The 14430-nt window shown below is 59.1% G+C and carries 13 protein-coding genes, 1 tRNA gene and 3 pseudogenes; 13 read left to right on the top strand and 4 right to left on the bottom strand.

Translation table 11 applies throughout. The features are described from left to right. The 3 genes from BLR85_RS20540 to BLR85_RS29260 all read right to left on the bottom strand — a co-directional run bounded on the left by BLR85_RS20540 (position 1) and on the right by BLR85_RS29260 (position 2705). Complete coding sequence (locus BLR85_RS20540) at positions 1-906, bottom strand: extracellular solute-binding protein (protein ID WP_244520812.1); 906 nt, start codon at positions 904-906, stop codon at positions 1-3. A gap of 397 nt (positions 907-1303) precedes the next feature. Next, positions 1304-1891 (bottom strand): histidine phosphatase family protein, encoded by a 588-nt coding sequence (locus tag BLR85_RS20535; RefSeq protein ID WP_093161610.1) that lies wholly within the window; start codon positions 1889-1891, stop codon positions 1304-1306. 211 nt (positions 1892-2102) lie between these two features. Further along, the gene (locus tag BLR85_RS29260; protein ID WP_170844671.1) at positions 2103-2705 is read right to left on the bottom strand and encodes a hypothetical protein; all 603 of its coding nucleotides are present in this window, start codon (positions 2703-2705) and stop codon (positions 2103-2105) included. A gap of 118 nt (positions 2706-2823) precedes the next feature. Between BLR85_RS29260 and BLR85_RS29255 the strand changes: the two are divergent. The 11 genes and pseudogenes from BLR85_RS29255 to BLR85_RS20480 form a co-directional block, all read left to right on the top strand. Next, positions 2824-3278: pseudogene (locus BLR85_RS29255) on the top strand (IS110 family RNA-guided transposase); the annotation flags it as partial. Positions 3279-3579: 301 nt separating this feature from the next. Next, a complete protein-coding gene (locus BLR85_RS20525; protein ID WP_093161598.1) occupies positions 3580-4155 on the top strand; it encodes a histidine phosphatase family protein in 576 nt (191 codons plus the stop codon). 221 nt (positions 4156-4376) lie between these two features. Continuing rightward, positions 4377-5156, top strand: a complete 780-nt coding sequence (locus BLR85_RS20520; protein WP_093161596.1) for a DeoR/GlpR family DNA-binding transcription regulator — start codon at positions 4377-4379, stop codon at positions 5154-5156. Next, a complete protein-coding gene (locus BLR85_RS20515) occupies positions 5153-6217 on the top strand; it encodes an ABC transporter ATP-binding protein (RefSeq protein ID WP_093161587.1) in 1065 nt (354 codons plus the stop codon). Before BLR85_RS20520 ends, BLR85_RS20515 begins: the two co-directional genes overlap by 4 nt. A gap of 50 nt (positions 6218-6267) precedes the next feature. Then, positions 6268-7557 (top strand): ABC transporter substrate-binding protein, encoded by a 1290-nt coding sequence (locus BLR85_RS20510; RefSeq protein WP_244520811.1) that lies wholly within the window; start codon positions 6268-6270, stop codon positions 7555-7557. A gap of 93 nt (positions 7558-7650) precedes the next feature. Next, positions 7651-8526 (top strand): carbohydrate ABC transporter permease, encoded by an 876-nt coding sequence (locus BLR85_RS20505; RefSeq protein WP_093161585.1) that lies wholly within the window; start codon positions 7651-7653, stop codon positions 8524-8526. Next, positions 8523-9335: a carbohydrate ABC transporter permease gene (locus BLR85_RS20500; protein ID WP_093161584.1), complete on the top strand. Its 813-nt coding sequence runs from the start codon at positions 8523-8525 to the stop codon at positions 9333-9335. The genes BLR85_RS20505 and BLR85_RS20500 overlap by 4 nt, the downstream gene beginning before the upstream one ends. Before the next feature lie 44 nt (positions 9336-9379). After that, positions 9380-10192, top strand: a complete 813-nt coding sequence (locus tag BLR85_RS20495; RefSeq protein ID WP_170844669.1) for a metallophosphoesterase family protein — start codon at positions 9380-9382, stop codon at positions 10190-10192. Beyond that, complete coding sequence (locus BLR85_RS20490) at positions 10189-11019, top strand: inositol monophosphatase family protein (RefSeq protein WP_093161582.1); 831 nt, start codon at positions 10189-10191, stop codon at positions 11017-11019. Before BLR85_RS20495 ends, BLR85_RS20490 begins: the two co-directional genes overlap by 4 nt. A 138-nt stretch (positions 11020-11157) precedes the next feature. Continuing rightward, on the top strand, positions 11158-12801 hold the full coding sequence (locus BLR85_RS20485; RefSeq protein WP_244520810.1) for a Na/Pi cotransporter family protein: 1644 nt from the start codon (positions 11158-11160) through the stop codon (positions 12799-12801). Positions 12802-12860: 59 nt separating this feature from the next. After that, positions 12861-13058: pseudogene (locus tag BLR85_RS20480) on the top strand (IS6 family transposase); the annotation flags it as partial. A gap of 78 nt (positions 13059-13136) precedes the next feature. Here BLR85_RS20480 and BLR85_RS20475 read toward each other — a convergent pair. Continuing rightward, positions 13137-13718 (bottom strand): annotated as a pseudogene (locus tag BLR85_RS20475) (transposase); the annotation flags it as partial. Between the two features lie 33 nt (positions 13719-13751). On the opposite strand from BLR85_RS20475, the gene terL reads away from it, so the two are divergent. Continuing rightward, the gene (terL, locus tag BLR85_RS20470; RefSeq protein WP_170844668.1) at positions 13752-14300 is read left to right on the top strand and encodes a phage terminase large subunit; all 549 of its coding nucleotides are present in this window, start codon (positions 13752-13754) and stop codon (positions 14298-14300) included. A gap of 2 nt (positions 14301-14302) precedes the next feature. After that, positions 14303-14381, top strand: a tRNA-OTHER gene (locus tag BLR85_RS29250). The last annotated feature ends 49 nt before the right edge of the window (positions 14382-14430 follow it).

Here is a 14430-nt window from a genome sequence, read left to right as displayed (position 1 = left end):
TTACTGCACGTCCAGAACCATGTCTTTCCACTGGTCGACAAGACGCGCCCGGTTTTCGGCCGCCCAAGCGGCGTCATATCCAACGGAGTTCACCTGATCGAGCGGCAAGAGCGCAGGATTGGACCCTACATCGGACCGCACGGGGCGACGGCCCTGCTCGGCAACCACGGCCTGCGCATCGGCAGATAGCATGAAGTCGAGGAACGCCTTGCCATTGTCGCCATTGGGCGCACCGGCGACCAATGCCATTGCATCGGGGGCGATGGCGGTGCCTTCGGAGGGGTAGACGATTTCGACCGGGCCGCCGCCTTCGACGTAGCGCAGAGCCGCGTCTTCGAGCGTTACACCAACAGCCAGTTCCCCGTCATTGACGAAACGTGGCACGGCGCCCGAACTGTCAGAGAGAACGAAGTTGGACAGCAGCCCCTTGTAGACGTCCCAGCCCGCCTCTTCGCCGCCAAAAGCCTGAAGAACAGTGGCTAGCTGGATATAGGCCGACCCGGATGCCTCGGCGCGGGCCGAGGAGATCTTGTTGTCATATTGCGGATCGGCGAGTCCGGCCCAGCTGTCGGGCTTGGGCAGCCCATCAAGTTCGCCCTCATTGACGATCAGAACCATCACGACAGCGGTGAAGGGTGTCCACATGTCGCTTTGCTTCATTCCGTCGGCGAGCATGTCCGAGCCGGCCGCCTCGTAGGCTTCGAAGAGGTCCGGGTTGAAGTCGATGACCGTACCGTCGACGCTCCAGAGAACGTCTGCCATGGGGCTGTCGGCTTCGGCCGTCAACCGGTTGAGCAGCTCGCCGGATCCTGCCTTGATGATCTCGACCGAGGTTCCCGTCTTCTCCTCGAACATCGGCACGAGTGCGTCGATGAAATTCTGAGGTACGGCGGTGTAAACCGTCACGGACCCTTCCGCCGATGCCATCGTTGCTGCAAAAGCAAGAGCAGACGAAAGCGCCATTGTCCTGAACACTGTCTTCATGAGGCCTCCCAAAATCGGATTGGCCGGGCATTGGCAGCCCGGTCTAATAACGCGGATGCGCATCATTCATTAGACGGGATCGAAGTTTCCATTCCAAGACAATAATTTACCCCGCGACATCACTAGCCAGCCTCTCATGAAATCCGACTGAGGCCGGCACATGCAACCACGCGCTCTAACCCCGCCGGCAATGCCAAGGGTTCGCCTGCGATTGGGTAAGAAATGTGTCCAATCGCTGGGTATCATCCGGTGACTATTCTTCATGAGCCCTCAAAGAGCGGGAAGGACTAGTCCAGGGTTATCCACATGGATGCCGAGCTTAGGCGGTCAACGTTTCCAAGGGCTTCCAGCATGCGTTTGGTATGCCCCATGGTCCGGTGAATTCGAAAAAGCAGCCACCGCCTCCCGGGCCTTGATCGTGTTCCCGGCTGATCGGAAGGCCGGAAAGGTGGCAAAACAGGAGTGTTCCCACGCCACCATGGCCGACAAACAGAACATCCCCCGATGGGCGCGATCTGAGGCATTCGCGAACCTCTCCGACAATCCGAGTTTGAGCCTGTTTTGCGGTTTCCCAGCCCCTGACGCTCTCCTCGGGGGAGGCGAAAAACTGATCTGCAACGGCTTCGAACTCCTCGGGAGGAAGAAACCCGGTCGCGCTGCGATCGTTCTCGTGCATCGCCTCGCGTATTTCCAGATGGCATCCGAGTGCTTCCGCCAGTGGTGTGGCGGTTTCAATCGCCTTGTTCTCAGCGCTGCTGATCACGTACCGGGTGCCAAGAAAAGCATTAGACGAAGCGAGCGCCGCAACACGTTTTGATCCCTGCTCGTTCAGCGACCAACTTGGAACAGGCTTGGTAAGATCGATAGAGACTTGAGGGTGTGAAAGGTATCGAACGATTTGTGACATGATCTCATGTTGCCGGACTAATGGAAGTCAGGAAAGTCCGCTGGACGAACTTTGGTGTTCTACGCTACCAACGGCCGGCATCCGCCCCGTTTGACGGATGTTGAGGTCGGTGTGTGGCAACTGCCGAACGGCCAGCGGTCATCCGATAATTTGACTCAAATGTCCGTGATTTCGGCAAACTAACCGCGCATGCGATGCTCTTTCTGGCCAATCACTGCGGCGGAACCGCCAGCAAAGCAATCTGTAGGAAATTCCCGTCCGTGGTCATCTCGACGGCATGCCCCGCACTCGCGCTGCCGAACTCCGCATCAGCTGCACCCGATCCGAAGGTATCCCCATAGTTCGTCCACTCGGTTCTTTCCGCGAGTCCCGTCCAGTCGATGTTCTGGCTTGCCGGATTGATGGATGCGCCGATGGCGAGCAAGGCACCGCCGGCGGGCGCGTCGATGGACGCCGAGGTTCCATTGACGGCGACGGAAGCCGCTCCGGTCGCATCGGCCCCGTTGATCGTCCAGGTGTGGATGCCAAGACGCGAGGCGACAGCGGAACAGGTCACAGCGATTTCGACGGTTCCGGCGGGAACGCCCACGGCTATGGCGAAGCGGACGTGGGAGTTGGCGCTGTTGATGTAGTCAAACAGCGTCGCAGTGACGCCGCCCACGACCACGTTCGCGGCGATCGCATCACCATATCCAAACCGGCCAACGACACCGACAGCAACCGTGCCGCCGGCCCCGACATCGACCGTGAAGGAATACGTGGACAGTTCAAAGCTCGTCCGTCTGATAGGAACCCTGCAAGCGGACTTCATCAAGGCCAGCGGTCATATGCACCGCATCAACAGGCCGGACACATGACCGCAACCCGCAATGATCGTCAGAAGCTCAAATCAACCCTTGCGCAAAAGGAGCCGTCCACAAATGACACCACCCCTTGCCGGAGAGGTTGGCAAGATCGAACGGCAATTGATGGCGTGGCATCGGCAGAACCAGGCAAGCCAACGTCTCGAGACGATCCCGGGTGTCGGCATCATCACCGCCACGGCCCTCGCCGCCAGCCTGCGGATCCGACCGTATTCCGATCTGGCCGACAGTTTGCGGCCTGGCTGGGGCTCGTGCCACGGCAGAACTCGTCGGGCGGCAAGGACCGGTTGGGGCGCGTGTCAAAGATGGGGAATGGGTACCTGCGTCGATTGCTGGTCGTCGGGGCTACCTCGGTGACGCAACGCGCGGAGACGACCGACACGCGGAACGGCGCCTGGGTCAGATCACTGCTCGAACAAAAACCGACACGACTCGTGACGGTGGTCATCGCCAACAAGACCGCCCGAACCGCCTGGGCGCTGCTCGTGAAGGGAGAGACCTACAAGGCCGCACTGGCCATCTGAACGAAGGAGGAATAACGCGGCGGCCCATCGGCACCGCGACGAGATGCAAGGGCAGATGTGATTGATGATGGTCAACAGGACCGCTACCAGGACACCCCGAGGTGCTGTCTGGGGTTCAAACCTTTTTAGTCTAATTGGGACCCGGCGTGCGGACTTCATCAAGGCCAGCGGTCAAACGTACCGCGTCAACAGGCCGGACAAATGACCGCAACCCGCGACGATCATCGTCAGTCGAGAAAACCCCTGTAAAACCGGGGCCGTCCACAAATGAAACCACCTGTCGACCTGCTAAGGTGCCCAAATGTCGAGACTGATCTTTATCACCCATCCTGAAGTTGTCGTCGACCCGCAGCTAGACATCCGACAATGGGGTCTTAGCGAAATCGGGTTCGCGCGCATGAAAGCATTTGCCGACAGCCCCGATGTCGCCGGTGTAACGTCGATATGGTCAAGTGCCGAAACCAAGGCAATCGAAGCTGCGGAGGTTCTGGCAGCGCGTCATCTGACGCGGATCCAGATCGATGAAGATCTTGGCGAAAATGACCGCAGCGCCACGGGATTTTTGCCGCCGGACGAATTTGAGAGGGTGGCAGAAGCGTTCTTTGCGGAACCAGACCGACGGGTGCGGGGATGGGAGCGTGCCGGGGACGCACAGCGGCGAGTCGCGCAGGCGGTTGCACGCATTGTTCGAGAGCATGGGGCCGGCGACGTAGCGGTGGTGTCGCATGGCGCCGTGGGTAGCCTGCTGTTTTGCCAATATCAGAATCGCCCGATCAGCAGGGCGGCGGACCAGCCATTTCAGGGTCACTACTGGCAGGCGACACTCGCTGGAATGGCCGTGGTGCATAGTTGGAAGCCGATCGCCCCGCGCCTGTAATTGGCCCATTTCATTGCTGATCTCAGTGCATTGTGCGCCTGACGCACGGGTGGCAATTGTATACTTCTGCGCTTCTAGAGTGATCATATAAGATCATACTTGACCGAATATGATCGCTATTATATGTTCATTTGTGTTCATTGATGGTTTTTCTTGAACGCTTGGGGGGAGAGTTACGTGTTGATCTGCAGCAAACGATCGCAGTCGATCGGAGCCATGCAATGAAGGACACCTTCGACTTGGCCGGTGTGCGGCGGCGCAAGATAGCCAAGCTCGTCGAAGAGCGCGGGTCAGTCGGCGTTCGGGATCTGTCCGAGGAATTCGGCGTCTCCAACGTGACCATCCGGCGCGACCTGAAGGAGCTGGGCCAGATGGGTGTGGTCACGCGGACCCATGGCGGCGTGATGATCAATTCGGCCATCATGGCCGATGTGTCCAACGAAGAACGCAAGAGTGTCGGGCACGCGGAAAAGGCCCGGATTGGCAAGGTAGCCATCGAGATGCTGTCAGGCGACGAGGTTGTATATCTCGACGCCGGAACCACAGCACTCGCGATTGCCGCCTACGCCCATCTTAAGCCCGACTGCCATTACGTAACGACCTGTCTCGGGATTGCAAACCAACTGATGGAGCAGGACATCCGGCATTTCTACCTGATCGGCGGTAGCTATCGGGACACAAACGATTCCTTCACCGGAACGCTGGCGATTGCGGCGCTGCGATCGTTGTCCTTTGACGTGGCCTTCCTATGCTGTTCGGCGATCGACATCGCGCGCCGGTCGATCTCGATCGCGGACGAGATCTATAGCCAGATCCAAAAGGAGGCGATCGCCTCATCTCGGCGCAACGTTGTCGTGGCCCACCACGGCAAAGTGTCGGCCAACGGTTTCGTGCACACGGCTGGTTTCGATCAGTTGAACTGCATCATCACGGATACGGGTCTTGATGAGGACAGCCATGTCCAACTCAAGGGGGCAAACATCGAGGTAATACTGGCATGAGCAACAGTGGCGCATCAATCGAAGTCAAGAACCTCAGGAAAAGCTGGGGGGCTGTCGAGGTCCTTTCGGATGTCAATTTCGGCATCGAACCCGGCGGGTTTCTGACCCTCCTCGGGCCGTCTGGATGCGGCAAGAGCACGTTGCTTCGGCTGATCTGCGGGCTCGACGAGGTCAGCGGTGGACAGATCCTGATCAACGGGGCGGATGTGGCGGGCAAACCAGCGGCAGAGCGCAACCTCGGCATGGTATTTCAAAACTACGCGCTGTTCCCGCATATGACCATCGAGGAGAACATCTCATACGGGTTGAGGATCCGAAAAGTTCCGAAGGCCGAGAAGAAAAAGAGTGTCGACCGAGTGGCCGAACTGATGGCGCTTGGCAATTTGCTGGACCGCAAACCGGGCCAATTGTCCGGTGGCCAGCAGCAACGTGTCGCGCTGGCACGGGTGCTGGTCTCGGGGCGTCCGCTTGTCTTGATGGACGAGCCCTTGTCCAATCTTGACGCCAAGCTGCGAGTGGAGATCCGCAGCGAAATCCGTTCGCTAAACAAGAAACTCGGGATCACGATCGTCTATGTAACGCATGACCAGAGCGAGGCATTATCGATGTCGGATCGCGTCGTGCTGATGAACGCGGGTGTCGTCGCCCAAGTAGGCACGCCAAAAGAGCTATATGAGCATCCCGCTAATACCTTTTCCGCGACCTTCATCGGAACGCCACCGACAAACATTCTGGATTCGTTGGAAGTGGCCTTTCCTGCCGATCTGAAGATCGCTGGCGGCCTCAAGCTATCGGAGTGCCTGTTCGGCATCCGGCCGGAAAGCTTGGCTTTCCCGGCAGAAGATCTGGATTTCAAGGTCAGGGCCCGCGTTCAAAGTATCGAATATGAAGGCAAGGTATTCCTGATTCATATGCGGACAGACGCTGGCACGGCCATTGTGGTGTCATATTCCGGCGGCTCGGTTCCTGATGAGGGCGAGGAAATAACCGTCGGTTGGAACCGCGACGCCACGCATGTTTTTTCAAGAAGCGACGGAAAGGCGACAACGCTCGTTTACTGAAAACACCGGGATCGGGAGTGTCCCATTCTATAAACCAGGAGGAGACGGATATGATGAGACTGAAATGCGCTTCGGCGATGCCTTTGGTCCTTGGGGCTTTGATTTCGGGTGGTGCGGCCAGCGTGCAGGCGGCTGATCTGGAGTTCTATTTCCCGGTTGGCGTGAACGCGCCGGCCGTTGCCACGATCGAGGAATTGACGAACAAATGGGCGGCCCAGAACCCGCAGCACACTGTGAAGGCGGTCTATGCTGGCAACTACGAAGAAACGACGACCAAGGCGCTGACGGCTGCACAGGCTGGCGATCCTCCGCAAGTGGCCGTTCTGCTGTCTATCGATCTGTTCACTCTGGTCGAGGAGGACGTCATCCTGCCAATCTCGGACATTGCCACCACCGCCGAAGATCAAGCCTGGATGGATGGCTTCTACCCGGCTTTCATGTCGGACTCGAGATTTGAGGGCAAGACATACAGCATTCCGTTCCAGCGCTCGACGCCGGTGCTGTATTTCAACAAGGATGCCTTCCGCGCTGCGGGTCTTGATCCGGAAACGCCGCCCAAAACATGGGACGAAATGATCGAAATGGGCAAGAAACTGGTCGTCAAGGACGACAACGGCAACGTCACGCAATGGGGCACCCGGATTCCGACCTTGGGGCTTGGCGGGGCATGGCTGTTCGGCGGGCTTGTGGTCTCGAAAGGGGATGTGCTCTCCACCGAAACCGGCACAGAAGCTCGGTTCGATACACCCGCAACGACGGCGGCACTGGAATTCCTTGTGCAGCTGTCCGATGAAGGTGTTATGCAGCCGGGAGGCATCTCCTGGGGCGATACACCGAAAGCGTTCCTCGAAGGTCAAACAGCCTCGATGTGGACTTCAACCGGCAACCTCGCTTTCATCAACGAAAACGCGGAATTCGACTGGGGAGTGGGCTTCCTGCCCGGTGGCGATGGCCCCGGCGCACCGCTTGGCGGCGGCAACTTCTACATCTTCAAGGAGACCACCGACGAAGAGCGTGAAGCAGCACTGGATTTCATCAAGTTCATGACGGCGCCCGAGAACGCCGCGCGCTGGAGCATCGCCACAGGCTATGTCGCACCGCGTCCTGACACTTGGGAAACGCCGGAGATGAAAGCCTATTCCGAAAAGCTGCCCCAGGCGCTTGTCGCCTTGGATCAGTTGCCATACGCCTACCGCGAGTTCGCGACATTCCAGCGTGCCAAGGTCACTCAATACCTTGTGGACGCGATCGAAAGCGTCGTGACCGGTGGCAGCACTGCCGCTGAGGCGCTTGCAAAGGCTCAGGAAGGCGCCGACAGCGTTCTGAGCGACTATAAGTAAGGATTCTTTGGTCTTAGGGCCAAAAGTGCTGACCTGCGCGCGCGCCACCCTGCGTGTGCGCAGGCAACTCCCCATGAAGTGGAATGGAACGCCATGAACAAGCGTTTGCCTTTGGGCCTTGGGTTCGTATTGCTGGTCATGCCGTGTTCGTTACTTGTGGCGTTCACCCATTATCCGGCCGTGCGCGCCTTGATTAACTCGCTCTGGAACAACGCAAGTTCCCGCCGCCCGTCGAAGTTCGTCGGCATCGAGAATTACGAGGCGTTGATCGCGGACGAAAAGCTGATGCAGGTGCTGACCAATAGCGGGCTCTACGCGCTTGGCACCATCCCGTTGGCGATCTTCCTGTCGATCAGCATGGCGCTTCTGGTGAACTCTAAACTCCCGGCAACGGGGCTGATGCGCTTGTCTTTTTTCATGCCGACTATGCTGCCGCTGGTGGCGGTCGCGAATATTTGGCTGTTCTTCTATGCGCCTGGCATCGGACTTGCTTCGCAGATTATGAACTTCTTCGGTCTGCCGACGATCAACTTCCTCGGCAGCACCGAGACCTCACTGGCGTCGATGATGGTGGTGGCGGTCTGGAAAGAGGCGGGGTTGTTCATGATCTTCTATCTTGCGGCGCTTCAGGCGGTGCCCGAGAACCTCAAGGATGCCGCGCGACTTGAGGGTGCGGGTCCGGTCCGGGTCTTCATCGATGTGGTGTTTCCGCTGCTGCGGCCTACCACGATCTTCGTGGCAGTGAACGCGCTAATCAACGCTTTCCGGCTGGTGGACCACATCATCGTCATGACGAAGGGCGGTCCCGACAACTCCAGCGCCCTGCTGCTCTACTACATCTACGAGGTCACTTTCCGGCAGCGCGATTTCGCCTATGGAGCGACGCTGACCGTCTTGATGGTGGCCATACTCGGGGTCCTGGCGGCCTTCCAGTTCTGGGTTCTTGACAGAAAGACGCACTACCAATGACCAAGGGATTGAACAGAATATTCATGACCACGCTGGCGTTCGTGCTGGCGGGTCTCTGGGGACTTCCGTTCCTCTATTCGGTCTGGACAGCCTTCCACGAAGAGAAGTATTCTGCCAACTTCAAGTGGAATGCACCCATCACCTTCGAAAACTTCGCGCAGGCCTGGAACGCCGCACCCTTCGCGCTCTATTTTTTGAATACCTTGATCCTGATCACCATCGTGATCATTGCGAACTTCATTCTCTGCACGCTCGTGGCGTATGCTTTCGTGCGCTACAAGTTCCGCTGGGCCGGGCTTGCCTTCGGGCTGGTGATGGTTCAGCTGCTGATCTCGCCAGAGATTCTGATCGTCGAGAACTACCTGACGCTGTCGAGCATCGGATTGACGGATACGATCATCGGGATCGCACTGCCGTACCTTAATTCGGCCTTCGGGATCTTCCTGCTGCGCCAGACCTTCATGACCGTACCGAAATCGCTCGACGAGGCGGCGCAGATTGAAGGTGCCGGGGCCTGGCGGGTGCTTTGGAACGTCTATGTTCCATTGGCCAAGCCAGTGTACTTGGCCTACGGGCTGGTTTCGATCAGCTTCCACTGGAACAACTTCCTTTGGCCGCTCATCGTCACTAATTCGCCCGAGGTGCGCCCCGTGACCGTCGGTCTCAGCGTGTTCGCGACGGTGGAAAGTGGCGTGGAATGGTCCCTGGTAAACGCAGCGACCCTGATGACGACCGCGCCGCTGATCATAGCCTTCCTCATCTTCCAGCGCCAGTTCGTCGCGAACTTCATGCGCGCCGGGATCAAGTAATCCATCATTCCGGCGGCATGCGTGTCGCTGGCCACGGAGCACTCATGCGATTTGCCCATCTGAGCGATTTACACCTCAGCCAGACCCCGGTTGATGGCGTTCTGGCCGATGCCGATACCATCGTCACGCATCTCGTGCACGATGTCTGCCGGATCCGCGAGGGGCTGGATTTCGTGGTGGTGTCCGGTGACATGACCGATGACGCGGATGCCACCTCGTTCCGCCGGTTCGAGGCACTCTTCGCGCAGATCAACCTGCCGGTCTACATCGTTCCAGGCAATCACGACGGCCCCGCTGGGTATCGCGCCTATTGCTCCGGCTCCGGGCAATTCTCTGACTGGGACATCACCAACCGGGTCGTGCCCCTTTCGGGTCTTCGACTACTGGGGATCGACACCTGCATCGAAGGCGAGACGACCGGCCGCATCGATGCCGAAGCGCTACGCCTTGTCGCGCAGGAAAGTGCGCGGCGGGATGCGGGAACGCTGGTCGTCGTGATGCACCATCCGCCGATATCGCCGGGCATGCGGGATTTCGATGCGGTGGCGCGGCTGGACGGCTCTGGCAAGATGTTGGGAATTTTGCAACGCGCAGACGGACGGCAGATAATCCTGTCGGGCCATGTGCATCGCCCGTATCAGGGGTTCTGCCACGGGGCGGCCTGTTTCGTGACCGGCAGCCCGACCAGCGCCCATACCTCGGAGCTTCCGTTCGGTGCATCTCCGATCCGGTTCGAAGGACTGCAGGACTATTACCATGTCCACGAGGTCGACGACGCCGGTCGCCACGTCGTGACGCCGCAGCATTTCCAGTATGCACCACAGACGTTCTCCCACCCCGAGAGGCCCGAGACATGAGCTTGACCACCCGCCAGATCGACGCGCTGATCGACGCCGTTCGCGACACCGGCCGTCGCGAGATCATGCCGTATTTTCGCAATCTGTCGCCGCAGGCCATCTCGACCAAAGTAGATGCCAAGGATCTTGTGACCGATGCGGATCGGGCGGCTGAACGGGCAATCACCGCTGCAGTTTCGAAGATTCTTCCCCATGCCGTTGTCGTGGGCGAAGAGGCCGTGGCCGATCGGCCCGAGGTACAGAATCTGATTGCAACGGCAGACACCACTGTGATCGTCGATCCCATTGACGGAACCGGCAATTTTGTCTCCGGACTGGCCATTTTCGGGACGATCCTAGCGGTGGTGGAGAAGGGTGAGACGATCTTCGGTCTGCTCTATGATCCGGTGCTTGACGACTGGATCGTAGGAGTTCGCGGGGGCGGTGCCTTTTTTTCAAGTGAAACCGTGGCCGCGCACCCGGTGATGTCCGGCGCGTCGCGCAGGCTCGAGACGGCCAGAGGATTTCTTCCGTTGGACAATTACGCGGCAGCGGAGCGAGCAATCGTGATGCAGACTTTCGCGCCGGTCTACCAGATACAGGCGATCCGGTGTTCCTGTCACGAATACCGGCTGGTGGCGGCCGGAGAGGCGGATTTCCTCGTTTCTGCGTCGTTGAACCCATGGGATCACGCTGCGGGATTGCTGGTGGTGAATGAGGCCGGCGGGTGGTCGCAGGTCGACGGTCACAGGGATTATGCGCCGACCTTGCGCCACGGCAGTGTGATCGCTGCCAGTTGTCAATCCGTCGGAGAATGCGTCAGGGACCTGTCCAAATGCGTGACTTGAAGGCAGCCTGCGTAAAGGCAGCCTGCGTAGCCGAACGGCCGCGGACGTTGCGGGGGAATGCGGACGCATGCCACCTTCGTACAATGTCGCCGCAGTCATGTGGACCAATCCTGTGAGGATCACATGGTAGGGAATACAATGGTAATCCTGCTCAACTTGGCCAGTGCCGCCGCGCTTCTGATCTGGTCGGTTCGTCTGGTGCGCACCGGTTTTGAGCGGGCGTTCGGTGGCCAATTGCGCCGCTGGCTGCGACTGTCGACATCCAGCCGGTTCAAGGCGGCGGCATGCGGCAGTCTGGCGGCGATCCTGCTGCAAAGTTCGACTGCGGTGGCGGTGCTGATGGCCGGTTTCATGACGGCGGGAACGATCGATGGTGTCGTTGGGCTGACAATCCTGCTGGGGGCTGACCTCGGCTCTGCGATTGTTGCGCAATTGCTCAATTCCTCGCTGTCGGTGGTCGCGCCGGTCTTGTTGCTGGCGGGTGTCGTGACGTTCCTTCGTAGTTCGCGGCGTCGCCTGCGCCAGATCGGTCGCATTTCAGTCGGCCTTGCGTTGTTGTTCATGTCGCTGGACCTGATCCGGGCCGCCAGCACACCGTTGATAGATGGTCAGCAAAGTATGACTGTTATCCTGTATCTGGCCGATGAACCCTCTGCCGCGTTCATCGTTGCCGCGGTCTTCGCGTGGCTGGTGCATTCCAGCGTTGCAGCTGTGTTGTTGTTCGTGACCATGGCGGGGCAGGGGATTATCCCGCCCGAAGCGGCATTTGCCATGGTGTTGGGTGCCAATCTGGGCGGGTCCTTGATCGCCCTGGTGCTGACCTTGAAATCCGGCGTTGCGGTGCGCCGCGCGGTTCTGGCCAATCTGCTTCTGCGAGGCGGCGGGGCGGCGGGCCTTGTGTACCTTCTGTCGGTCTTTCCGGAAATACCGCGCGCCCTCGGGGCGGAGCCGGCCCAGCAGGTACTGAATCTGCATCTGGCATTCAACGCCGCTTTGCTGCTGCTTTGCCTGCCCCTTGTCAGCCTCATCTATCGCGCTGTTTCACTGATTGTTGCGGACAGCAATGCCGAGGCGGATGCTGCCGCGCGGGATAGTGCTCTGGACCCCGACGCCTTGGACACGCCCAAGCGCGCGTTCTCTTGTGCGGTCCGCGAACTGGTGCATATCGGCGGTCAGGTCGAGGCAATGCACCGCAAGGTAATCACGCTGTTCGATGGTTTCGATGAAATGGCGGCGCAGGCGATCCGCGCGCAAAACCAGAGTGTCGCGCAGCGTTCGCTGAAGGTTAGGATCTATCTGGCGGGGGTTCACGGCAAGGAGGGCGAAGAAGAAATCGGCACACGCGCCATCGATCTGGCCGGAATTGCGGCGAACTTGGAAGCTGCAGCCGACATGATTTCGCGCAAGATGGTCGGGTTGGCAGAAACGATGAGTCTCGAAAACCTCAGGTTTTCACAGGACGGTTGGTCCGATCTGACCGACTTTCACGACACTGTATATCGAAACCTGCAGTTGTCGATCTCGGTTATGATGAATGAAGACCCCTCGCTTGCACGCGCCTTGGTCGAACAGAAGGAAACCGTGCGCGATATCGCCCAGAAGCTGGAGAAGAAGCACCTGTATCGCCTGAAGCAAGGACTTTCGGAATCAATCGAGACTAGCAGCATCCATTTGGATCTTCTGCGCTCTCTCAAGGCTGTCAATACGAGCTTCGCGATGATAGCCTATCCTTTGCTGAGCGACAGCGGACAATTGTTGGAAAGCCGTCTTGCAGCAAGCTGAGAGGTTCTGTCAGAAGAACCCGACTTGAGTGGGGCGGGGGGCTTGCTTAGCTATCTGTGATGACCACGCGCAGCCCATTCCGCTATTTCAAGACATCGCCCGAGATCATCCGCCTTGCGGTGATGATGTACATCCGCTTCCCGCTTTCGCTCCGGAACGTCGAGGATCTGCTTCACGAGCGGGGCATCGATATCAGCCATGAATCGGTCCGGTTCTGGTGGCAGCGTTTCGGGCCGATGTTCGCTGCCGAGATCCGCAGGTGTCCGTCGTCAGAGTTTTTCGGAGATCGCGAGGCGATTTCGTAACGTGAGTTCCGGTTCGCTTTCTGTTTGAGGTTACGCGGCAGCGCTGTCGTGCTGCAAGCGGCGTTTCCGGATGGTCTGTTTCTTGATCTCCTCTCTCATTGACAGGATCTGAGCGCCCCGACCGTGGTAGACGTCAGCGGGTGTCAGGTTGCCCAAGCTCTCGTGGTAGCGGTGGTTGTTGTAGTGCTCGACGAAGGCTTCGATCTGCCGTTCGAGATCTCCGGGCATGTAGTAGTTTTCCAGCAGAACTCGGTTCTTCATGGTCTGGTGCCAGCGCTCGATCTTGCCCTGTGTCTGGGGATGATGCGGTGCGCCGCGAACGTGCTCCATTCCCTTGTCGTCGAGGAAATCGGCGAGATCTCCAGCGACGTAGGACGAGCCGTTGTCGGATAGCAGGCGCGGCTTGTGAACGACCGTGGCCCGGTCACAGCCCGATGCCTCCAGCGCCAGCTCCAGGGTGTTGGTGACATCTTCGGCCTTCATCGTCGTGCAGAGCTTCCACGCGACGATGTAGCGGCTGTGATCGTCGAGGATCGTGCTGAGATAATACCAGCCCCAACCGATAACCTTGAGATAGGTGAAGTCGGTCTGCCAGAGCTCGTTGGGCCGGGTACGCTCCCGGACGAAACGAAGTTCGTTCGTCGCGTGCAAAGCTGGGACACCGCTGCCAAGGACAAGCCGCGGAGCGACTACTCCGTCGGCTTGACCTTCGGCTGGCACTGTGACGAGGAACGCTGGTATCTGCTGGATGTCTTCCGAAAAAGGGTCGATATCACCGAACTCAAGGCGTCGGTCCGGCGCCTGCGCAAGCAATGGTATGTGGACAGGGTCCTGATCGAGTCATCGGCCCTGGGGATCGCGCTGCTGCAGGAGTTCCGTCGGGAAACCAACGGTGTCTACCTAGCAGTCAACGTCGTGACCAGCAAGCTCGACCGGTTCATCCCGCATACCGACTGGATTAAGTCGGGGCAGCTGGTGATCCCGACCGACAAGCCCTGGTTCGATGACTTTCGCCGCGAACTCCTGGCGTTTCCGGATGCAACGAAAGACGATCAGGTCGACGCCCTGACCCAGTTCGCCGAGTACATGCGCCGGTCGCAAGGCCCCTACCTCGACACAGATCCCGTCACCGGGCAGCGGATGGGCAACTACCGGCCGGAACGCCCGCGGCGGGAGGATCGGATGCGGTTTTGAGCAGCGGGGGAAATTGGGGTCGGCGGCCATCATTAGCTCATAACCTGAAGGTCGTAGGTTCAAATCCTACCCCCGCAACCACTTTTACCGAACTCAGCGATGCCTTGGTCCTGCCATGGCCATCGCGAGT

Source organism: Aliiruegeria lutimaris (genome assembly GCF_900099935.1).
GTDB lineage: Bacteria > Pseudomonadota > Alphaproteobacteria > Rhodobacterales > Rhodobacteraceae > Tropicimonas > Tropicimonas lutimaris.
This window is presented reverse-complemented; position numbering and strand designations above follow the sequence as displayed.